At 33.2% G+C, this 22867-nt stretch carries 26 protein-coding genes; 5 read left to right on the top strand and 21 right to left on the bottom strand.

Annotated elements, in window-relative coordinates:
• Positions 1-40: 40 nt before the first annotated feature.
• The 4 genes from QM870_RS05900 to QM870_RS05885 form a co-directional block, all read right to left on the bottom strand.
• Positions 41-1378: a PFL family protein gene (locus QM870_RS05900; RefSeq protein WP_070595600.1), complete on the bottom strand. Its 1338-nt coding sequence runs from the start codon at positions 1376-1378 to the stop codon at positions 41-43.
• A gap of 18 nt (positions 1379-1396) precedes the next feature.
• Complete coding sequence (locus QM870_RS05895) at positions 1397-1663, bottom strand: ACT domain-containing protein (protein WP_003004214.1); 267 nt, start codon at positions 1661-1663, stop codon at positions 1397-1399.
• 283 nt (positions 1664-1946) lie between these two features.
• Positions 1947-3068: a VanZ family protein gene (locus tag QM870_RS05890; protein ID WP_070590493.1), complete on the bottom strand. Its 1122-nt coding sequence runs from the start codon at positions 3066-3068 to the stop codon at positions 1947-1949.
• Positions 3069-3212: 144 nt separating this feature from the next.
• Positions 3213-3803, bottom strand: coding sequence for a rhomboid family intramembrane serine protease (locus tag QM870_RS05885; protein ID WP_230310787.1), 591 nt, complete (start codon positions 3801-3803; stop codon positions 3213-3215).
• Positions 3804-4120: 317 nt separating this feature from the next.
• Between QM870_RS05885 and QM870_RS05880 the strand changes: the two genes are divergently transcribed.
• Positions 4121-4324, top strand: a complete 204-nt coding sequence (locus QM870_RS05880) for a CsbD family protein (protein WP_003014014.1) — start codon at positions 4121-4123, stop codon at positions 4322-4324.
• Positions 4325-4608: 284 nt separating this feature from the next.
• Here QM870_RS05880 and QM870_RS05875 read toward each other — a convergent pair whose 3' ends face one another.
• The 9 genes from QM870_RS05875 to QM870_RS05835 all read right to left on the bottom strand — a co-directional run bounded on the left by QM870_RS05875 (position 4609) and on the right by QM870_RS05835 (position 10007).
• Positions 4609-5310: a DUF3169 family protein gene (locus QM870_RS05875; protein ID WP_049516041.1), complete on the bottom strand. Its 702-nt coding sequence runs from the start codon at positions 5308-5310 to the stop codon at positions 4609-4611.
• Positions 5311-5324: 14 nt separating this feature from the next.
• The gene (locus QM870_RS05870) at positions 5325-5675 is read right to left on the bottom strand and encodes a PspC domain-containing protein (protein ID WP_049499704.1); all 351 of its coding nucleotides are present in this window, start codon (positions 5673-5675) and stop codon (positions 5325-5327) included.
• Between the two features lie 13 nt (positions 5676-5688).
• Entirely contained in the window at positions 5689-5871 is a 183-nt protein-coding gene (locus QM870_RS05865) for a hypothetical protein (protein WP_049516043.1), read from the bottom strand.
• Positions 5868-6077 (bottom strand): helix-turn-helix transcriptional regulator, encoded by a 210-nt coding sequence (locus QM870_RS05860; protein ID WP_031576108.1) that lies wholly within the window; start codon positions 6075-6077, stop codon positions 5868-5870. Before QM870_RS05860 ends, QM870_RS05865 begins: the two co-directional genes overlap by 4 nt.
• A 1036-nt stretch (positions 6078-7113) precedes the next feature.
• The gene (locus QM870_RS05855; protein WP_414369004.1) at positions 7114-7701 is read right to left on the bottom strand and encodes a hypothetical protein; all 588 of its coding nucleotides are present in this window, start codon (positions 7699-7701) and stop codon (positions 7114-7116) included.
• Positions 7702-7786: 85 nt separating this feature from the next.
• Positions 7787-8080, bottom strand: a complete 294-nt coding sequence (locus QM870_RS05850; protein WP_414369003.1) for a hypothetical protein — start codon at positions 8078-8080, stop codon at positions 7787-7789.
• 72 nt (positions 8081-8152) lie between these two features.
• Positions 8153-8572 (bottom strand): hypothetical protein, encoded by a 420-nt coding sequence (locus QM870_RS05845; RefSeq protein ID WP_414369001.1) that lies wholly within the window; start codon positions 8570-8572, stop codon positions 8153-8155.
• 218 nt (positions 8573-8790) lie between these two features.
• The gene (locus QM870_RS05840; protein ID WP_414368999.1) at positions 8791-9378 is read right to left on the bottom strand and encodes a hypothetical protein; all 588 of its coding nucleotides are present in this window, start codon (positions 9376-9378) and stop codon (positions 8791-8793) included.
• On the bottom strand, positions 9378-10007 hold the full coding sequence (locus QM870_RS05835) for an AbiTii domain-containing protein (protein ID WP_414368998.1): 630 nt from the start codon (positions 10005-10007) through the stop codon (positions 9378-9380). Before QM870_RS05835 ends, QM870_RS05840 begins: the two co-directional genes overlap by 1 nt.
• Before the next feature lie 217 nt (positions 10008-10224).
• Here QM870_RS05835 and QM870_RS05830 point away from each other — a divergent pair, with 217 nt between their 5' ends.
• The gene (locus QM870_RS05830; protein WP_414368996.1) at positions 10225-10905 is read left to right on the top strand and encodes a hypothetical protein; all 681 of its coding nucleotides are present in this window, start codon (positions 10225-10227) and stop codon (positions 10903-10905) included.
• 256 nt (positions 10906-11161) lie between these two features.
• Here QM870_RS05830 and QM870_RS05825 read toward each other — a convergent pair whose 3' ends face one another.
• The gene (locus tag QM870_RS05825) at positions 11162-12970 is read right to left on the bottom strand and encodes a DUF262 domain-containing protein (protein ID WP_414368994.1); all 1809 of its coding nucleotides are present in this window, start codon (positions 12968-12970) and stop codon (positions 11162-11164) included.
• A 202-nt stretch (positions 12971-13172) separates the two neighbouring features.
• Between QM870_RS05825 and QM870_RS05820 the strand changes: the two genes are divergently transcribed.
• On the top strand, positions 13173-13535 hold the full coding sequence (locus QM870_RS05820; protein ID WP_414368992.1) for a hypothetical protein: 363 nt from the start codon (positions 13173-13175) through the stop codon (positions 13533-13535).
• Between the two features lie 390 nt (positions 13536-13925).
• Here QM870_RS05820 and QM870_RS05815 read toward each other — a convergent pair whose 3' ends face one another.
• A complete protein-coding gene (locus QM870_RS05815; protein ID WP_414368991.1) occupies positions 13926-15572 on the bottom strand; it encodes a hypothetical protein in 1647 nt (548 codons plus the stop codon).
• Positions 15573-15700: 128 nt separating this feature from the next.
• On the opposite strand from QM870_RS05815, the gene QM870_RS05810 reads away from it, so the two are divergent.
• Positions 15701-15973, top strand: a complete 273-nt coding sequence (locus QM870_RS05810) for a helix-turn-helix domain-containing protein (RefSeq protein ID WP_414368989.1) — start codon at positions 15701-15703, stop codon at positions 15971-15973.
• Between the two features lie 10 nt (positions 15974-15983).
• Positions 15984-17201, top strand: a complete 1218-nt coding sequence (locus tag QM870_RS05805; protein WP_414368987.1) for a tyrosine-type recombinase/integrase — start codon at positions 15984-15986, stop codon at positions 17199-17201.
• A 79-nt stretch (positions 17202-17280) separates the two neighbouring features.
• On the opposite strand, the gene QM870_RS05800 is transcribed toward QM870_RS05805, so the two are convergent.
• From QM870_RS05800 to QM870_RS05775, 6 genes are all read right to left on the bottom strand, one after another.
• Complete coding sequence (locus QM870_RS05800; RefSeq protein ID WP_118095897.1) at positions 17281-18084, bottom strand: hypothetical protein; 804 nt, start codon at positions 18082-18084, stop codon at positions 17281-17283.
• Between the two features lie 474 nt (positions 18085-18558).
• Complete coding sequence (locus tag QM870_RS05795) at positions 18559-19140, bottom strand: TMEM175 family protein (protein ID WP_002908714.1); 582 nt, start codon at positions 19138-19140, stop codon at positions 18559-18561.
• Between the two features lie 219 nt (positions 19141-19359).
• Positions 19360-19494 carry a hypothetical protein gene (locus QM870_RS05790; protein ID WP_414368985.1) on the bottom strand — a complete coding sequence of 45 codons (135 nt, stop codon included), beginning with the start codon at positions 19492-19494 and terminating at the stop codon, positions 19360-19362.
• Between the two features lie 45 nt (positions 19495-19539).
• Positions 19540-19878: a Cd(II)/Zn(II)-sensing metalloregulatory transcriptional regulator CadX gene (gene cadX / locus QM870_RS05785; protein WP_000711078.1), complete on the bottom strand. Its 339-nt coding sequence runs from the start codon at positions 19876-19878 to the stop codon at positions 19540-19542.
• A gap of 11 nt (positions 19879-19889) precedes the next feature.
• Complete coding sequence (locus QM870_RS05780; RefSeq protein WP_002911684.1) at positions 19890-20504, bottom strand: CadD family cadmium resistance transporter; 615 nt, start codon at positions 20502-20504, stop codon at positions 19890-19892.
• Positions 20505-20803: 299 nt separating this feature from the next.
• Positions 20804-22867, bottom strand: coding sequence for a heavy metal translocating P-type ATPase (locus QM870_RS05775; RefSeq protein WP_002893754.1), 2064 nt, complete (start codon positions 22865-22867; stop codon positions 20804-20806).

Here is a 22867-nt window from a genome sequence, read left to right as displayed (position 1 = left end):
CACAGACTTTTCTATTTTCTACTATTATACTAGATTTCTCTTAGTTTTTAAAGCTATGAACCGGAGCTGGAATTTGGCCACCACGGGCAATGAAATCAGCTGAAGAAGCTTTGTTGACCTTCATTACCGGAGCAGACCCAAGAAGTCCACCGAGCTCTAACATATCGCCTTCCTTACCATAAGGAATGATCCGAACGGCTGTTGTCTTTTGGTTGATCACCCCGATAGCTGCTTCGTCGGCAATCATGGCCGCAATGGTTGTATCTGGAGTATCTGCTGGGATGGCAATCATATCTAGACCGACGGAACAGATGGCTGTCATGGCTTCCAATTTTTCCAGGTTGATATGACCTGATTGGACCGCCGCAATCATCCCTTCATCTTCTGAGACCGGAATGAAGGCACCTGACAACCCACCGACTTGGTTACAAGCCATGATGCCACCTTTTTTCACTTGGTCATTGAGCAGAGCCAGCGCTGCGGTAGTTCCGTGGGTTCCTACCACTTCAAGCCCCATGGCTTCAAGGACACGGGCAACCGAGTCCCCAACAGCTGGTGTTGGTGCGAGAGACAAGTCGACAATTCCAAACTCTACTCCTAGGCGTTCACTAGCCATTTGACCGACTAATTGACCGACACGGGTAATCTTGAAAGCTGTCTTCTTGACTGTTTCAGCCAATACATCAAAGCTAGCTCCTGGAACTTTTTCGATCGCCCTTTGGACGACACCAGGTCCTGAAACCCCAACGTTGATGACAACATCCGCTTCACCGACACCGTGGAAGGCACCCGCCATAAAAGGATTATCTTCTACTGCATTGGCAAAAACTACGAGCTTACCAGGCCCCATTGGATCTGCTTGGGATGCTTCTTTAATGATACGGCCCATATCTCGGACAGCTGTCATATTGATCCCCGTCTTGGTCGATCCAATATTGACTGAAGAGCAGACAAAATCCGTCTCTGCAAGGGCGCGAGGAATGGAATTAATGAGGATTTCATCCCCTTTTTGGTAGCCTTTTTGAACAAGGGCTGAGAAACCACCGATAAAGTTGACCCCAACTTCTTTGGCCGCACGATCTAGTGCCTTGGCAAAGGGTACATAATCTGTCGCATTGGTTGCTGCCCCAATAATGGAAATTGGAGTGACTGAAACCCGTTTATTCACAATTGGAATGCCAAGTTCTGCCGCAATCTCATCCCCAACAGCCACTAAGTCCTTGGCCTTTGTCACAATCTTATTGTAGACTTTTTCTGCCGCCTTTTCGATATCTGGATCGATACAATCTAGAAGGGAGATCCCCATGGTGATGGTCCGAACATCGAAGTTCTGCTCCTCAATCATGGCAATGGTTTCTGTTACCTGTCTAATGTCCATAAATTCTCAACCCCTATCTTACAAATTGTGCATAGCATCAAAAATCGCTGCGCTTTGGATATTGATTTTCACATGCAGAGACTGACCGAATTCTTCCAACTCTGAACGAAGCTGTGTGAAATCTTTTTTCTCATCTGACGATACGACCGCCATCATGGTAAAGTATTCATCCAATACAGTTTGAGAGATATCATCGATATTGAGTCCTAATTCTGCTACTTTCGTTGCAACACCCGCTACGATTCCTTTTTGGTCTTTACCAACGACTGTAATAATTGCTTTCATTTCACTGCTCCATTCTATCTATTTGCTTCCATTGTAGCACAATCCCCTTAAAATCGCCCTTCTCAACTGGGAACGTTCGTATATTTTTATGTGTATAAAAAAATAAAGAGGCTGGGACAAAAGTCCTAGCCTCTCAATTGTTTTTGGATTGTCGAGCAAGACGCAGTGGTTGAGTGGGCTCTACTACGCTGATTTCATCAGCTTTTACAGCCCTACTCAACTGTGCGGAGGTGAGACGACGAAATCAAATTCTAACGAATTACCGATTTCTGTCCCACTCTCTCTATTTTGATGATTCAGTTTCATCCTTTAAGAGCTCTTTCTTCACGCGCACCGTACTCTCATACTCAGCCCCAGCTAGACGGTCAAAGGGAAAGCGACGATTGAGTAAGACGATGGCAAGAGTGAGAATCAGGTACAATAAAAGCATAAAGAAGAGCAATAAAATCATGGACAGGGTTAAGAGGGAATTGTCCGTCAAGTCGCTATTCAAGAGCGAAATCAAATAGAACAACCCTTGAGGAATCAGATAGAAATAACCTACTACTAGGATTCCCCGCCAGATGGTGCGAAGCCATTTTTGCTTGTCAAAATGCAAGCGGAATTTCAATAAAGCCATTCCCAAGGTTTTGCCTCGCCACAAGGGAATCAAACCAAAATAAACAGCCAAAACCGCTACATAAGGAATCGTCTCCAAACGCTCGATTACCTCGTAAAGCAAGGATAGCATCACAAAGTCGATCAAGAAGGCAAGACCCATCCGAAAACCAGATACTCTGGTCCCTACTCGGAAAGAATGTTCGTCAATTTCGTCTCGTGTTGGCAATAACCAAACCAGGAACCAACCGAGCAAATAGCCCACTCCACCACCGGTAGTATTTTGAATAATATCATCGACATCTGCTAGGCGGTAAGGACCCGGATACAGAAAATAGAGACCTGATAACTGGGTCAGCTCCAAAAAGAGACTAAAGAGGGCTGTCAGAAGAATCGTTTTCTTAAAACCACACTTAAAATAATAGCGCAGATACATCCCAAAAGGAATCAACATCAGGACATTAAAGGCAGGCACATAAAAAGTTGGATGCTTAAGGGCTTGAATCCAAGTACCAGTCTGCGCTAAATCAAAGGGGCTCTCCTTGAAAAAATCCACCACAAAAGCAAAGGGATGGAGATTGACCATTTCCGAGTAGCTAGTATGAATCTTACTTGGATCTGGCAGAGGCAAGATCACCAAGAGATAGACCGTCATCAAGTAAAGCATAAAAGAATAGAAAATCAGCACCCGCAATTTATTGACCGAACCATATTTTCGATAATTCAAAATCATGTAGGGCAAGGTCAGCAAAAATGCCAGGAAAGGAAAGAGCTGAACAGCCGTTTTAATAGTAGAGATATACCCCATTGTGTCTCCTTTTTTTCGTTATAAAATCACCCTTTGCACAATGACAAAAGGTGATTTCTTCATTGATATAGAATATTATACGGCCTGGTAGAAGAAGAGTCAAGGAAGTACGATGAAAACCTTACTGAGGAGCTGTCTTAATAGTTAGCTTCTCCTCTTCAAGCCTTTACTTCCGATAAAGACCAACAGATAACTAACAATCCCTGAAAGATGCAATAGCGTTGAGATCCATCCGGTGATTACTGGTAAGAGCATGAGGCCAGATAGAAAAATTAAAAATAGATAAAACCATTTTACGGTGCGTGAGAACTCTTTCCACACATTTGGCAGGAGCATAATCCCTCCGGTCACAAAGGCGTATCCTACAGCAGAGATCCCTGTTGCCTGAATGTCCTGCTCCTGGGTTAAAAAGTGAAAAACGATGGAAGAGAGGACTGTCGCCGTCACAAAAACGATTAAGACTTGTCCGGAGCCTCTTTTTCTTTCTAGCAGTCCTCCGAAGGGAAGGATCATGAGTCCATTTAACAACAAATGGACCCATAAAAACCAGATAGGGGCTCCTTTACTACCGTGCATCAGGGTCCCACTGACATATTGCCAAGCATAGGCCGGCTTTGAATGAAAAGCCAATAGGTCATACATAGCATCCCCATAAAAGGAAGTCAATAGACCGAGCGATAAACAGATTAGAGCTAAAGTACTGATAACAGGGTAGGTTGTAAGGATTCTTTTCATATTTATCTTCTCTTTTTCAAAAAACAGCGTTACGATGTCTCCATTCACGACCATTATACCATTTATTTCATTGTAGACAGAAAAGTTTTTGCTTCTTTCGTTTCAAATCTTTGCTGGAAAAACGAAATATCGTGACTTATTAGTCGGTCATTATTCGTGACCGGAAAGCGATCCTGTTTTTTAGCCGTAGCAAAAATTTGACTTTCCATTTTAAAAAGAATATACTCATTCTAATCTGAAACAAATATTTTTTATTTTTTTAAATCAACAGTATTGCATTCAGAGAAATAAACGACTAACTTCATGGAGGTGACGCTATGTCATTAGAAGAAAAATTGAACCAAGTAAAAGGCTCTGTTAAAGAAGGCTTTGGTAAATTAACCGGCGATACAAAAACAGAAGCTGAAGGCACTGCTGAAAAAGTTGCTTCAAAAGCAAAAGAAGTTGCTGAGGATGCAAAAGAAGCTGTTGAAGGAGCTATCAAGGGCGTTAAAAATATCTTTCATAAAGACGACAAATAGTCTTTAACATCCTAGACCCACTCTATTTTCTACAGTCACATTTGACTGTGAAAGATAGGGTGGGTTTTTGTTTATCTTTCATTTAGTTTGGGTGTAGAAAAAACACCCCGAAGGGTGCTCATTGTAATGATTAGCATTCTTTTAAAAGAACGTTTACTAAAGCTACTTTACAAACTTTTTAGAATTTTGTGTTTAGCTCTATCTTGGAATGAGATTTATTTTGATTGATTCATTCCTTTCAACATCGTCACCTACATTTGCGACACGATTCATAGAAACCCCTGTTATTTAAAGTAACGTTTTGTTTTTCTTAATTGTGCAATATTGATATAGAGATGGATGACAGCAGTTATAAGGGCAGCAACTAACTGTACTTCTCCAAGAATAATGGATAGGGCAAACAAGATGATATAGACAGATGGTAAGATTAGCTGATTGAGTTTGAACAAGATTAAATAAGCCTCTTCCATTTCCGCTTGTTTCTCTCCCTCGTCATAGGTTTCTAGATAATCTAATACCTCTTTTGGTGTGGCTAAAATAGAGAGTTGGTAATTACGAATTTTGCTCGTTGTTTTGATGCAGAAACTTCCAACAAGAATGGTTAATACTGCTAAGAGAAAAGCTGATATCGGTAAATCGTGGCTAGGCAACACTGTAAGCAAGCTAAAAAGCATACTAACTTGCAAAACATTGTAAGCAACTGTCCCATAATCTAGAGAGCGATACATCTTAATATAAGCTAGCTCGTTTAATTCATCATCTTCTTCTGCTAGGTAGCTAGCATAAACTTTCCTACTATTCATGATAAAATAGAGAGCTACTATTGTCGATAGTATTCCCAGACAGAAAAAGATGGTCGTCAAAATAAACTGTACTTGCTCTTGAGAAATGTTTAAATGAAGATTCGTAAAGGTAGCACCAAACATTCCGATTAAACCACCCAACAATAAACTTCCTAACAATAGTAATAAATGTTTCTTTTTCATTTTCTATCTTCTTTCTAAAATAAACCTAGCAGTCCTTGAACCAGAGCATGCCCAAATCCAAAAGTAGCCGTTAAAACTTGATCACCAAAACTATTCAGGAGAATGGCAACTAGATAGAAAAATAGAATCTTGTACCCTGATTTTTTGATGACTACTTCAAGAGATTCATTTCCCATCCAGCCAGCTAAAAAAGCATAACTTATCACTGTGAGAAGACTAATTTCTATCGAAGATAGAAAAAGCAAAACGGCTAATGCACGAATCATCAGAGGGTCTACATTGAAATAACGGGCGATACCGGCACAAACCCCTGCAATTTCTTTATGTTCGGTATCTACTTGAAAATCTGCCAAAAACTCTTTCATAATCTTACTCCTTTTATACTCTTTCTTTTACTTTCTTTTCTATCCGCTCAAATACTAAACTAAAAATCAAGCTACTCCAGAAAAAATAATTACTGTCTAAAATCTGAAACCATCCCAGCAAGGTCCCGATCATCATCGAAACATTTGCTATAAAGGCAATGATACAAAGATAATAAATTACTCTATATTTGTTCATGATTCTTCCTCCTCTAAGCGAAATACCGACTCTACTGGCTCATGAAATATCTGAGAGATTTTCAAGGCGATAATAATAGAGGGGGTATACTCATCACGCTCTAGCAAACTAATGGTCTGCCTAGATATACCTGCTAGCTTGGCAAGCTCAGTTTGGTTTAAACCATCACGAGCGCGAAGCTCTTTTAAACGATTTTTTAGCTTCATATTTACCGATTGTCTATCAAATTCAGCCACTTCGCTTAGATATCCCCAAAATGGTAGAATCTGATTTTTCCTCCTTTGTTATTATATAAGATATTATTACCGATATCCTCATAGTTTCTCCGTTCAAAGTCTTATTTCTTTAACTTGATTACATTGTAACATATCTTTTTATTTTTGACAATGATATTAGTCAAAAATATCATTATTTTTGTCATTTTGTAAATGATTTAGGTCAAGACTCTTATCCTGAATAAGAATTGATTTGATATTTTTCTAAATAGAGGTGAAATGGATACTTAAAATCAAAAAAATAACGGGGTCAACTTTGTATTTTTGAAACAAAAAAAGACATCCAAGAGAATACTCTTGAATGTCTGTAAACGTTGATAGTATCGTGTTGATTAACGTTTTGAGGTAATTGACTTCGTCGAATGACAGCCGTAATTGTAAGCGGCTAAAGCCACAACAACTACGTCAACTACCACAATTTAGTATGAAAATACAAAAAGAACACCTCGAAAGGTGCTCTTTGTAAGTATTGTAATTCTTTCGAATTAACGTTTACTAAATTGTGAAGCTTTACGAGCTTTCTTAAGACCTGGTTTGACAAGGTTCTGTTTTAGGCGATTTCAAAACACCTTGATTTCAATATCCGATAGTTTTCTACTGCCTTTTTATTTCAAAAAATTTGTATAAGTTATATTGTATGAGGGAAATTTCCCTTTTGTTTCTGATGAAGAAATAGCATATTTTCAACTATTTTTCTTCTTATCAAATATGAAATATTCCACTTTATAAAATCAATCACTACTTTTCTCTCAAACAGATTTTTATAAATAGGTTATATGATTCCAAGTGAAAGATATTGAACAAAGTAACTAATATTAATTACGATCTATTTTTTTAACTTCATAGAAAAGTTTTTCTTGTATCATGCGGTACCGAATGTAAACATCCTAACTTTCTATTAGCTGAACTAAATAATAAAATATTTTCACCTCAAAAGCACAAATGCTTTCTTTTATACTCTATTTTATTACGACTCAAGTTTTCTGAATACTAAAACATCATCCTGAGCTAAACCTTCACAGCTAGATTCATCCATATCTTTTAATAATTTCTCCCATCCAATGTTATCTTCCCACCAATCATTCGGTAAAGCCATACCTCTCCATACTTCAGATCCTGTTATTTGTTCTCTTACAGTTATTGACAACATTAATGCTAGCCAAACGTAATTTTCATCGACAAAACCTTGAAAACCATCATGCATTTGACTTAATAATTCATCTTTTTGAATTTCTTGTTTGAACGTATCAAAATAACCATTTGGAAATTTTCTCTGAAAAATTTTCCAAAATCTCAGAGGCTCTATAAAAATATATTTTTTCGAGAGTTCCTCTTCCTCTTTTTTAGTTGACATAGGATAGCAACGCCAATAGAATATTTCTTCCATGTATTTTTCATCAATTTTTCCTACCACCTCCGAGTAGGGGATGCAACCAAAATAATGCCAAAATTGACAAACTGTACAAAGTGTATATCCTTTATGTTGAAACTTACATCGTGAGTTAATTCGCTTAATCATTTTTTCTGAAATGATTGAAACTTCCCATAATACCATGTTCTCACTTCCTCTTCTAAACTAAATTATTTTCTCATCTGCTTTGAATAGTACCGAATATATTATTCATCAACATATAATTTAATCATCTATAAATCTCACCAACCTTTGGAAACGTTTGGGGAGATGGATATCCGTATACTTTGGCATTGTTCAGGTTATCCCAATACACAACAAAACTATCACCATCTAAATCTGCAAATCCAATGACTTCTCCATCCTTATAACTAGGCTTTGTCTGTCTCTTTTCTAAGTATTCAATCCGTTCTTTAATCGCTGCGTTTTTTTTCATCGTATTTATCAAAGGAAATATAAGAATGATACCTAATATAACAGTGGAGATCAGTCCGATTAGAATGAATTTGTTTTCTTTACTCATATTCAAATTTCTAGCTCCTTTCTCATAATCGACCTATGGTACATCACCAATTAGAAAGGTTTGATCCCAATTCTACCATTCGTCAGGATCGGTTGAACTATAGTCATCATCATATACCTCTTCCAATGTTGTTTTTCCGTCCCATGTATCTCCTATATTTACTGTTTTAAAATAATCACTGTCAACTTTTTCATAGTATTTTATGCTATTAAGTTCCTTCCATACCACAATATAATAGCGTTTCATCTTATCTTCATCTTCTTTATTATGATCGATATAAGAGTTGTTAGTCCATTTATCTATAATGATTTTCTCCATAATCTCATTATCCTGATATCCCAATGGATTATTTTGTTCTCTTAATAATTGTTCTTGGCGCTCTGAATAACTCATACTGGTACTACCAGAATTTATTAAACTGACAATCATGATAGCAATCACTACAACAGATGTAGCCCACCCTGTAAGTAATTTTCTATTAAAATCATACATACTTTATTTTCTCCATTTCAAAACTCTTCTTATAGCATTCATGCTAAAGGGCCTTCCCTACAAAATGACTTTTCATAATCGATTCATTATATCATAGATTAGGCGGTAATGAATCATTTTCGGAGTGCTTCATAACAAAATACTAATTAATATCTTTTAACTATTAAAAAACTTTTGATTCAGAAGGTAAAATTAAACTAAGTAACAAAATTTATTACTTAGTTTAATTTGCGCCAGTCTTCATCAATACTATTATTAGTTATTTTCCAAGCAGAATTAATCTTAAAAATAGATATTTCTTTATGTTTATCCGATGTATCATAATATGATAATCTTACATCGTCAAAACTTTCACCTTTAAAATCTTTTTGTAGTAAAAAAAATTCTAGATCAAATCTTTTTATTTCACCACCATCTAGTAAGAAAGAATTTGAACCATTATCTCCAAAATATTCTTTTTCCTCTTTAGTACTATAATGAGTTGCTTGTTTCATAGTACACACATATTTATTACACGAGTAAAGAGATAGATTGACATTTCTAATAATTTGTTTAGTAGATTTTGTATTATGTAATTCAATCCATAAAGGAACATTAAATAAAATTCCATCTGATGTTGCGCTAAAACCCCATGCCATTTTTGTTGACTTACTATAGACAGATTTTATATAGATAATGACTTTTCCTTTATTAGATAGTAAGTATGTAAAATAAGTTTGAGCAAAGAAGCCAATTAAAGTTGAAACCAAAGATATTAACGCCCCCACTATGAGCAAAACAAATTCTTTATTTTTAAAAATTCCCATTAGAAAAATTCCTCACTTTTTCCATTAAAATATATCTTATTTGTAATTTTGTCATTTACCTCCCTAAGTTCATCTTTACTTTTGTCAGAGAGGTCGATATCAAGATCATCCAGCAAACCAAATTCTTTTTCTAACTCCAATAATAACTGTATTAACTTTGTTTTAACGTTACTTAAAATTTGTAAAAATGTTGTCTTACTGATGATTTGTTCTAATCTTATGCATCTTATCAAACCTCCACTGTTATGACTTACAACTCCAGCAAAATCTATTAAATTAAAGATAATCTCACTCTTGCTTTTAATCGAATTTTCCAATATATTCACTCCATCTTTTATTACTCTAGTTTTTATAATATCTTGTAATTCCTTATCAAAATATGATTCTGATAAGGGTTGTTGTCTTATTAAAGTGCTAGCATTATATCCACTGTACATAATCATATAAGTTACATTCTTACGGTAATCAGGTATAATACTATTATTCGTATAACCATTCAACTCATTTTCTATCCATTTTTGAAGTTCGGAGTTATCTAATTCATAAGAAATAACCAACAATCTTCGAAGGGCACTTTCAATTGTTATCTTATCCTGGGCAAGATCTTTAATTATTTGACTTTTAACCATTAGTAATATCTCCTTTTTTAACCAACTATTTACTCCAAGTATATCACACATTTAATTTTAAATTATGCTTCTAGTTCTATCAATAAATTAAAATATTTTGTTTATATTTTGGGATTTATGATACATTTTTAGTCGAAAAGGCTATAATTTTAAATTTTTTAAAATAATATATTGCATACTCCATCGATACAGTAATTTTTATTAGAAAGACGATTTAATGAATGTATTTATAATGTTTCATGCAGAGCGCTATAAACTAATTTTAGAAAAAAACAATATTTGTTATTGTGACAGTTTCAAGGGGAATCAAGATCCTTATATTTTTGCCCCGAGATTCCTACACTCTTATTGTAAAATTAACAGCTTACCCATTAGTAAAATGAAAAAAGGGGATACAGTTATATGGCTTACTAAAGACAATTCGCAAAAAGGAAAGTGGTTTTGTGATTTAATATTCGTTATCGATGAAATTAAAATTTGGAACCCTTTACCAGGTTATGGTGGTTTTGATTATAAAAACGATTATAGATTATCAGATATCACTAAATATATTACTCACAAAAGAGAGGGAAGAGATCATTTCTATTGGGCAGGTATAGATCATCCAAAGGGGGAAAATGCCCATAAAAGAATTACTCTTTTTGCAAACCCGAAAGAAAGTTTTCAACCACTAGATAGTGATAATAACTTAATTTGCATGGATGAGCTCTGCCATGAAATACCCGAATTAGACTTTTCAACCATAAAAGGAGGTCCTAGAGGTTATCCTAAGATAGTAATAGATGAAAATCAATTCAACAAAATCAAAGAGTTCATAGATAAACGAGTACATAAAAAACTACACGGAGACCAACTTCAAAAAATACGTGAAAAACATGAGAAATTACTAAAAGAATAATGCATTACTCTAAATAATTATGTAACTTTAATTCATATAATCTTAAATTTTTTATTATACAATTCTTGAAAGGCTTCAATGTGTTTTATGATATTCATAAACTTTCCGAAAAAGACCTATTTTTCGGAAACTTATTAACTATTGGGGACGATACAAATAGATAATCGTATCCATAATTGCCACTAAATGCATGAAAAAGCACTTTAGTCGATAGTAACAGAGTATGTGTTATCAGCTAAAGTGCTTTGTTAAATTGCTACATGCTCAAAAATTTTTCTCTTGCCTCATTTGAATCTTCCATTTTGAAAATTCTTATAAAATCAAGATAGTCTGAAAATCGTTCTTCTGGGATACATATCAATAATTCTTCAACATTAGCTTCAGATTGATTCAGGCCCCAGTCGTTTAGTATTCCAACTAATTCATCAGAAATACGAATATCACGTTCTCTAATTTCATCAAGTCCCCAGTTGTTATTACTTTGAGAAAGCTCAAGTAATATACCAACTTTAGATTTCCTATAGCTTTCTTTTTTCTTAGCAAAGTATCCATTACTTGCGATAATATTGAGCCTCTTTTCGAAGGGAATCTTATTTCCAATATGTTCAATCAATTCTTTGACTTCAGAATTTGAATTCGTTGGAAAATAACTTGATTGCCATTTTTGAGGAAGGATATGCTCAATCTCCCATTTTTCTGGTAATAACTCTGATTGATGCTGATAAGCTAAGATCTTTAATATCATCCTCACTGTATTACGATGTGCAGTTTTGATTTTATCCGATAATTCTTTCTCATCAATTTCGCCGAAATTGAATTTGGGTTGTGCTGAGTTAATTATTTCTGCATTTAAATTCAAGATTCCAGTTTTAACGGCATTAATTGTAGGTGTTATGATGTATTTTGCCGATAGAACTGCTAATAATCTTTTTAAAAAAATAAGAAAGTCACCTTCAAATGTATCTTTGTAATGATAGTGTAAGTAATAGATGACAACAGGATATTTCCAAAACTCATTAGGATAAGAGGTCAAAGTATCCAAAGTTTGTTTTATTTCAATATTTTCGGACCATTTTTCATTTTCTAGTGAGACTCTATTATTTATCACAATCCACAAATTTAAAATAGTATTTAAATTTTGCATTAAATCTTGTGAGTACAGTTTTCCGAAATTATTTTTTGCATAATATTTTCTAATACCAGGAGTGGTTGTCTTGCGATCGTTTTCATTTGCTCTCAAGTAAAACATATAGTAGTAAAACAACTTTTGAATACTTTCCCCAGCATTTGTAGCTTGTTCATCTAGTTCTTGCCAGAGTTCTATAAATCCCTTTTTTTCATCTGAATTCAAGTGATTATAAATTTTTGCTTTAAAAATATCGGCATCTGATAATGCTAGTCCTCTATCGTTTAGAGTTGAAAAAATAGTTAGTGCTGTTTCTTGACTATCGGCTGTAATAGGAAGAAGAATAGCTTGATTTAATATATTACTGATGAAGTTATAAAAGGACAATGGATTATCTGCAGCATATTCATTAACAAGTTGCTGGAGCAATCTATAATTTTTAGCATAGTTACTATTTGATTTTTCATCTGCTTTTCCAGAGACTAGTATATTAGCAAATTCTTGATTTCCTTCCTCTCCCATAACTCGGGAACTAATAAGGATTTCATTAAAGTTAACTACCCCTGTAGTTGGATTCTGTTTCCAAATTGTTGGTTCGATTTGACTTTTCAAGAAATTAGTCTCAGGACCGCCACTTTCTAATTTAGTATAGATAGCTCTCAACAGCAAAAACAGGCTTGTAATACGCTGTTGCCCATCGATTATTTCCTGTTCTTTATTATCATTTTCATATGAAACTATTGTGCCAAGAAAATAAGTATTATTTTCATCTTCTGTTGTATTGAGTGTGTATTCAGTAAGATCATCGAATAAAACTTGGATTTGTTCGTCTGACCAAGCATATGGTCTTTGATATTCAGGAATAATAAATCTTTTATTCTTTCCAGTCTCTAATAGTTGTTTGACGCTTCTTTTGTCAACATTTATTGATGTAGTCATAGAAGAAATTCCTTTGATTAGTTTATAATATAGCTAATTATATCAATTTTTTAGTTTTCTTTCTAAGAAATATCATTTTTCCCGACAGTTTAATATTTGTTGTTATAATAGACATTTTTCCATTTTTTCGTTATAACAGACACTGATATACTCTTGTAATAATATTTTGGTATAATTAAAATTATAGAAGGAGGCAAAGATTATGAGAAAATTAATAGGTATACTACTACTTTCATTATCAATTATTACGTTAATTGCTTGCTCTAAAAATAACTACCAATCTTTAGATGGTGAGTATTATTGGATCTCAAGTGAAAGAAACGAGTTAGCGTTTACTATTAAAGGAGATAATGCTTCCATTGAGCATGGAGAAGCCGATAGCTTTACCATTAACAAACAAAAGAATACGATCGAATTAACTGGAAAAAATATTGCAAGTCGAACAGAAGAATATTCATTTAAAGATGGGGTCTTTTCTGTTGACATTAGTGGAGTTAAGCACGACTACTATCTTAAAGATAGCGAAGCATATAATAACGCTCTAAGAGAATTTGGTTACAAATAAGAAAAAACTACCTACTTTAATCGAATAGGTAGTTTTTTGCGCACAATAGATTATTTTCAAACTTTTATTTGATGTTTTTTGAAGCGAATAGTTCAGAATTCTTATCTAATAGTTAAGTAAAAAAATTGCTTATAATTTGTTGTACAATTAATACATCTTATGAACGAGGCATAAATGTGAATTTCAATGGATAACTAAAAGAGTTCGTTTCAACGAAAGTTTCACTTAAAGAACAAAATCCACCCCCTTATAGAGGACACACAGAAGATATCAATGACAGAGTAAAATGAGCTCCTGGTTAGCTGTCCACAAAAAGATATTTTAGTTAACTCAAACAACTCGGAAAACACCTAATCAATCAGAGGAATGATTTTTATTTTTTTCACTTGACTATTTAGGATAATATTTCTTTTTAATATTATTATCATGAATTACTATTAACCTCTGAGCATATGTATTATTTTGATTAGTTTCAATCTCACCAATTCTCTCTCCTTTGCTATTTTTTATTGTCAAAGTTACATCGTCATATTTATATTTTGATACAATATCATGGTTACCAAATAATTTATTTCTTTTAATGATATAAATATCTTCTCTACAGAAAAAAATTTGATCGTTTTTATCGAGTTTTGGTTTGTTGATATCACCAGAAATGTTATAAAAATATTCTCCTCTATAACTATTTTTCATACTACAGGTTATCAACATAGTCAAAATTGAAAATATAAATATAAATGAAAATAAAATACTCCAAATATTATAGTGGTTAATCTGAAGTATATTTAAACCAACTTGTCTATTTGAATCTGATATTTCACTTTTAGAATCTGACTTATCTAAGACAAAGAAGTCATCTCCGATTTTTAGAATATCATTAGAAACATATTTGATTATTTTACTTCTCCCTTTTTCAGGCAGAAGAAGATTATCTGATATATTGTATATTTTGTGTATCTTCCTCTTTAATTTTCTTTCTATAATTACATTTCCTGCAAGATAAAAATAATGATTTTCATTGATTTTCCATTTATGATTTAACCTTTTATATTTAACAAGATAATATATACCATTTTTGAGAGAAATATCATTTAAGGAAATATTAACATTTAATAATTTCATAGATAACGTTTCAAATATCCAGTCCTTACAAGTTTGAAAACATGCCCAAGCTACCAGTACTATGAGTAACTTTAAGAAAGCATTCCAAATTAAAAACTCTGAAAAATAATCTGTTGGAACAGACTGAAAATGCTTCGAATGAATAGCATTTATCATATATATATATGGAGCGCTATCCAAAATTTTTTCTGCAATTAATAACGATACATATAAAATTGGTATGAAAACAATCAGAGTGTATTTCTTTTTATTTATTATTTCTTCTAATTCTTCTTCATTTTTGATAAAAATTTTAAATTTTTCAGGTACTAACTGTCTTAAATCCATGCTTAGGAATTGATTTGCAATCATTCCTAAAAACATTGCTAAAAATGTCCAACCTAATATAGCTTTTTCAATACCGACAAAAGAAAACATTAGTAATGGAATTATTATAAAACCTAAAAGTATAAATGGCGAAATTTTAGTTAATTCAAAAATAATTCTCGTTATTGCTAAAACAAATACAAATATGGATATACATGGAATTAAGATATGGAGTTTCTCACAACATTTATCAGTTGAAATTTTTTCTATTAAAGAAACTATAATTATATTAGTAAAAATATAGTACGAAGATATTAAAAAACTTTTTATAACATAAAAAGGAAGTGACGGTTTAAAATCTACTTTCAACTGTTCACTGTATGTTCCTAAATTAATAGTACAATCCTTTCTGTAATGGATTACAAATACGACTACTATAATAAAATAGATAAGTGTTAAAACTTTATACCAGTTTAGATCAATCATATTATGTTCAAATAACATTAAATAACATAAAAATGACAAAGCACTTAAATTCAATACTAATGTAGATATATAATTTATTGTCATTGGTCTTGTTATAAAAACTGTTCTAATAATTTTTTGCATATAATCCATCCCTTTTTACTACTTCATTTAATTATACTATAATTGTATCAATCCTAAAAATTTTTCTTTTCATAATCTCCTTAGTCAAGGTCTTGTACCTTGGCTTTTTTGCGTTAAAGGAGGACGTTATGCAGGTAATATTACCACAAGAACAAACTCAAGAAATTCAGCAAATGATTGCAACACTAATCAAAGATGAAATCCATCACTTTAAAGAAGATATTGGAGCAGATAGTCCTTTCCTGAACAAAAAGCAGACTTGTAATTATTTAGGAGTATCTAATAATACTTTAGATATTTGGATTGCAATGGGGCTACCCTATATTCGAATTGGAAAATCTATTCGTTTCAACAAAGAAAGTATAAATCAATGGATGACTCGATTAGAAATCAGCGCATAAAGAGGTAAAAATGGCTATTAAGAAAACGAAAAATGGAACATATCAAGTAAAAATATATATCCCTTCAGATGTACAAGGAAAACTTGGTTTAGGTCAATACTATGAAAAAAGATATAAGACTCGTCGAGAAGCAAAAGAGGCTGAATTAAAAATATCTGTTGATATCGAAAATACTCGACTGGGACGATCTACAGTTACTTCCAAAAATAAGGGAGACATCTTGTTTAAAGACTTTTACAAAAATGTATGGTTAGAACCCTATAAAGCTGGTCAAGCAACTACCACTATTAAACCACCCACAAAAGCTACAGTTTTTCAAACAGAAAATCTCTTCCGCCTTCAAGTTATTCCACTATTAGGCAATTATTCCATAAATTATCTTAATGAAAGCAAACAATTAATGCTTTCACTCCTCACCCCCTTATCAAACTCATATGCTAATTTTAAGGCTATACGAGGATATATAAATTCTGTATTTGATTGGGCAGAAGAACTTGAATATATTCAAGTCAATAAATTAAAAAAGACTATCAGCAGGATAAAAGCTAACAAAAAATTAGCTCTAAAGGAGAGTAAAAAATATGAAGATTTAACTTTAAATGAGGAGGAACTTAAACAATGGCTACAAGCAATTGATGAAGATCTAAAACATGATCAGATAGAATTAAAAGATTATGCTTTATTCTATACTACGTTCTTCTTATCAGATAGAAAATCTGAGTCCTATGCCCTCCAATGGAAACATATAAATTTTAATAATAACGAAATTTTAATTGAACAAGCATTAGATCGTTTTGGAAAATTAAAATCTACAAAAGGTAACAAAATAACTTTGTTTAGAGCACCAAAAGAACTTATAGATATTCTAAAAGAATGGAAAAAAGAACAAAGAAGACAACTTAAATTATATGGAATTAAGCAGAGTGAAAAACAATTTCTCTTCACATACAACAATCGATCAAATGGAGTTAATGTTCCTCTTCATATAGACTATCTCAATCATAGAATGAACTCTATACGAAGACGACATCCTGAACTTTCACCAGCTTCCCCACACAAATTAAGACATACTGGTGCTACTTTGGCAAGACGTGCTGGCGTATCCTTAGAAGATATTTCAGAAGCACTTACCCATAGTGATAAACAAGTCACCAAGATCTACGTGAATACAACAGACACAGTCAATCAAACAGTTGGGGAGATTGCTTTTAGAAATCTGAAAAAATAATGAAATAGATCAATTGACTATTTACATTTTTCCTAGTACTAATTTTTTTTCGATAAAATTTTCTGATTACAAAAATATTTTATTTCCCAACAAATTCTACTTTCATACCATTCCCTAATACTTGCAAATAGAGCTTTCTATCTTCGACTCTGTGTTGATTTACAATTTCCATTATTTCTTCTGAAACATTAATCTCCGTACTTGACCATTTATATCTTCTACTATCATCAAAAAATCTCATTTCAAAAGTCTTATCTTTACACTGCTTTCGCGTTTTAAGACCTATCTCCCTTATTTTCAAACTTATCAAAAACTCCTCTGCTATTGATCTGACAGCCTGATAAATAGGATTATTTTCTGGAGCCTGATCGAAATTATCCACAATACCAAGAGAATTTTGTTTTGATAACAAGAAAAAAGATTCCTTTAGTTCAGGGTCAACATGTGCACCACCATCATTATTTGCTACAAATAGAATAATGTCCTTTCTAGTAAAAACATTACTCTTATCGTCAAATATCACTTCATTCCACCAGTCATCAAATGTATAACAAAAATAGCGACTATCCTTATCATAAATAATATTTGGTAAATACTGGATACCATCAGGGCCAAGCCTTAGTGTTAATAATGTCCATGATGTCAATAAATTAGCAGGATTATAAAAACTGCTAGACGAAAAATAAATTAAATTAATACCTATTTGTCCTACCAAGGACTTAGAATACTTAGTTTCATGCAGTAATATCCTTAAACAAGAAGCGATTCGTCTTGCTTCATTTTCACTACCATTATCAAATTCATTAACCTCTCTAATCAAAAAATTAATTTGGTCATCCCAATATTCTTTCAGTTCATCCTTTTTTCTCTTATACTTCACCATAAAATAATGAAAACCTCCATAAAAGCTAATACTTATCTTAGTATTTTATAAATTAAAATAAGTATTTAAATTTTATAACAATTTTTAATATATTATACTACTAATAAGAAAAAACTTAAACTCAAAATGAATTTTAAATATTAAAAAGTAATCAGGGAAATTTCAGGGAAATTCTCAGGGAAACTCTTATTTTTTAGACAAAAAAGACATCCAAGAGAATACTCTTGAATGTCTGTAAACGTTGATAGTATCGTATTGATTAACGTTTTGAGAATTGTGATGCTTTACGAGCTTTCTTAAGACCTGGTTTGGAAAGTATGGATTTCAGTTGGACTAAAAACAGCGTAATATCAAGGATTTTCTGAACAATATCTACTTTTTAATTTCATAAAATCTGAATCAATATTTTTAAAATAGGGAATAGTTTAGGTCTCTAAGCATTAAAATAATACACCTAACTTTGGTCACCTTTTTTTAGTTATTCACTCTTTTTTCGGATAGTGTTTTTAAAGTTATGATGTAAAATGCCGCAATTAAAACACTATACATCATAATCGGAGGATAGAGAATTAAGGACAGAATCAATCCCACTCCTTTAATTATTAGGTCAGGTATCAATAACTTCCTATATTGTGCGGTAGCTTCAAGTAATTCTTTCTGATCTATATTGGGTTTATCAATTACTTTATGTAAAAACCAGTTTGCTACCGTTGAAACAATAACGATCAGTCCATAAAAGAGCTGTGCCGTATGATTCATGAAATGACTACTAACTATTCCAGTAGCATAGGGCATAAATGAAACAAAAAATAAAAGATACAAATTCCACCAAACAATTTGTGGGGAAATTTTCTCAACCTTTTCCCACAATGTATTTAGTGCCATCCATAACGATCCCAACCAGAAAAAGGAAAGAAAATAAGCAAAGAAATTTTGCCGTAAATCCCAAAAAGCTTGAAGACTTGGTGTCGTTGGTTTTTCTAACTCTAAAATCAAAATGGTCATAATAATTGCTAGAACAGCATCTGTCAATGCAATTAATCTATCTTTCTTCATCGGATTACATTGCCTTTCATTTTGTAGTATTCTATCTCATCGTATAATATTTATTAATCTTAAATATTGGATAGTCACTTCATATTTTGAGTACAAACAAGATACACTAAAAAGCATGTATCTGTCATATTCTATTTAACTTTAGAAATATTCATCCATCTAAAAAATAAATATATCATATTTCACAATAAATGACTACTATCAAAGATACATTTTCTTTCAGATTTCACCCTTTTCAACTTGGCTAACTTGACCTGCATTACCTAGGTCGCTTTGCTTTAAATTATACTTTTTTCTTAAACATTTGCTACGAGCAGGTCTTTCTTGTGAGTAATTTTCATCAAAAAATTTCATAGATAAGTCCTATATATAATCATGGAAAAGTAGTAAAAATAGTTGTTATCCTAGTTGATTAAAAAAATCTCTGATTTCCTCATCTTTTATAAAATAATATATAATTTTCCCCTCTCTTCTAGTATCCAAGATGTTTTGATTGGCTAGTTTACGAAGATGGTGAGAGGCAGATGCCATACTGAGATTTAGTAAACAGGCTATATCACAGACACAGAGTTCTTCAACAGCAAGGAGATAAAAGATGATATTTATCTGTTTATTATCGGTAAATTTTGATAAAATGCGAAGTGATTTTTGGACTTTTTCCTTTTCAAGGTAGTTCGTTGCGGTTGTAACATTTTGTTGATTTATAACATCCACTTGACAGATACTATCTTTTTTCATAATTTTTTCTCCTAGCCTAACACAGCCCATAGCATGTCAAAGCTGTTGTTTTCAATCAGGATATACATCCCCAATCCTAAATAGACAACGGCAATAAACCATCTGCTATATTTTTCCAAAGTTTCTCCAACAGAAGGGACTTGTGCTAATTTTTGGGCAGAAAAAACCAAGAGATAAATCATGACTAGAAAAGTAAGTAAAGTCACTATCAAATTCGCTAAATTTAAGGTGGTAAAATATGGGACAAAGACACCAATATTGTCAGCGCCACAACTTGCAAAAGTAATCATAGCGACTAGAAAAATCAGGTTTTTATTGTCTTTTCGCAAACCATCTTTTGCAATAGCTTCTCCATCAGAATCTCCTAAAAGCAAAACTTTGAGGCCTAGGAAAATTGGAATCAAACCGAGTAAACCTAAAATCTCTTTACTAGGAATATAATTTAAGACAAATGCAAAAAGCAAACTTAGGAATATTAGACTAACAGAGCCTAGAAATTGTCCTAAATAGATGTTAATGATGTCCTTTCTGCTTTTTCTTTTGGCAAAAAATAACATTAGGATAATAAGTAAGTCTACGGCTGTCCCAGAATACAGGATTATTGAAGTAACAATATTTTGAATCATAAAACACCTCATTCAAATATATTTTTGAATGTATTCTAACATTAACCTTTGTAGATGTCAACTTAAAATCCACCAATTAATAATTGCATGTCAATATTTGTATTGTGAAACTAGTTTCAGAAATATATAGTCTTAAAGTATGTCCACTGCCAATGGTTTTTTCAATATTTAAAAGGAGAGAACCAATTTGGTCCTCTCCAGGGTATAATTTTCCACCAACCCACTACAGTTGACAAAGAACCGTTATTCTCAAATGAGACAACTCCTTTTAGTTTTTATAACCTCAGCTTCTCGGTCTCTTACCTACTTTTAATAGAAAGACTACGAAGGACGATTCTTAAAGTAGTCAGATTGTGCAATATCGAAAGATTAGATGGGCTTAACCAATTTAACAACCCAAATCCAATTAAACTTCCATTTATTACAACTGTTTCTTGAATATTTCTTTGAATTAATTTCTGCAACGATTCAGATAAAGAATTCAATTCCTCGAAGAAATCTAAACGATTATCTAATAATAAAATATCACTCATCTGCTTAGAAATATCAGCACTTTCATTCATCACAACCCCAATATCTGCAAGCGTCAAGGCAGCAGAGTCGTTTAACCCGTCTCCAACCATCAAAATAGTTCGGCCAGCTTTCTGTAATTCCTGAACCAACTGAAACTTACCATCTGGTTTTAAATCAGTATAAACGTTGTCAAATGGCAGATCTTTAACCAACTCTTCTGTTCTAGCCAACGTATCACCAGTTGCCAGAATCAGTTTTTTCCCTTGGCGCTTTAGCTTTTTCAATGCAACTTTCGCCTCGCTTCTCAAGGGAGTGTGGATACAAAACATCCCAATTAATTCTTTCTTATAAGCCAAAAACAATAAATTGTAATGAGTCTTATATTGCTCAATCAAGGCCAGCTGCTCAGAACTAATTCTTACCTGTTCGTCTTGCATTAGTACATAATTTCCAATGACAACCGATTGACCATCAATTTGCGATTTAATCCCTTTGCTTGCAACATACTGAAGCTTGCCATGCATTTCTTCGTGTTCAATGCCTTCAATTTCAGCTTGTTTAACAATTGCATTGGCAATAGGATGATAGATATGTTCCTCCAAACATGCACTTATTCTTAAAATATCTTTCTCAGTATAATCTCCGAAAGGAAGAACCTTTTCAACCAAAGGATAACTCGTCGTGATGGTACCCGTTTTATCAAACAAGAAAGTATCCACTTCCAGATATTTTTCTAATACATCACCATCTTTAATAACCATTTCTCGATTTAGACCTTCCTTTATGGCCGTAAGGTAGGCTACAGGTGTGGATATTTTTAGAGCACATGAAAAATCCACCAATAAAAAGGAAATGGCTTTTGAAAACGAACCTGTTAACAGATAAGTCAAACCAGCACCTAAGAAGTTATATTTTACAACCTTGTCTGCCATCCTAATAAAATGACGTTGTTTTGTCTTCTTACTCTCTTCAGATTTTTTCATCAGATTGATGAGTTGCAAAATACGACTGTTTATCTGATTATCAGTCACACGAATTCTTAACTCTCCTGTTTCCAAAACAGTATTCGCACATACAGAATCTCCCTCTTTCTTTTCAACAGGGAAGCTCTCTCCAGTCAAGGAACTCTCATTGACCATGCCTAATCCTGAAACCACTTGGCCGTCAAACAAGATTTCATTCCCTTGGGAGACAACTAATACATCACCTACTTGAACATCAGAACTCTTGATGCTGATGACCATGTCTCCCCGCACTAAGAAAACATCACTTTCTTTAGCAAGAAGGCTTTGTTCCAAATCTGTTGCTGTTTTTTTTAAAGACCACTGATCCAGATGATTACCCAAATCAAGCATAAACATGATGTTGCTAGCTGTCTTGGATTGGTTCATAAACAAGGACAACAAAATGGCCGAACAGTCCAAGACCTCCATGGTTAGTTCCTTGCGCGCTAAAGTTTGATAGGCTTCTTTGACATAACCCAAAGCCTGATAACAAGTCCAAATATAACGAATAGGGTAGGGTACAAAACTTCGAAACAGCAAACGCTTAATCGCTGCACCCGATACAATTGAATAAGCACTCTCTTCTCTACGAATGGGAAGAGTCATCAAGTCCGAAACTTTCCCCTTGTCAATTTTTTTTAAAAAGGCCTCTGCATTTTCTAATACAGAGAAGCCTTCTTTCATACGTAGAGTAAAGTGCTGCTGATCCATATAAAACTGAATAGAGTCGATCCCTTTTTCATCTTTAGCCAAGGAACGAAGATAATCTTGAATATCCAAGGTCAGTGAAAACGAGGACGATAATCGGATATGTTGATATCCTCTGTGTAGCACTTTAAAAGACAT

Origin of the sequence: Streptococcus parasanguinis (genome assembly GCF_047463195.1) — a bacterium.
In the GTDB taxonomy this organism is placed as follows: Bacteria; Bacillota; Bacilli; order Lactobacillales; family Streptococcaceae; genus Streptococcus; species Streptococcus parasanguinis_R.
Note: the sequence above shows the minus strand (reverse complement) of the source record. Positions and strands in the feature narration are given on the sequence as shown.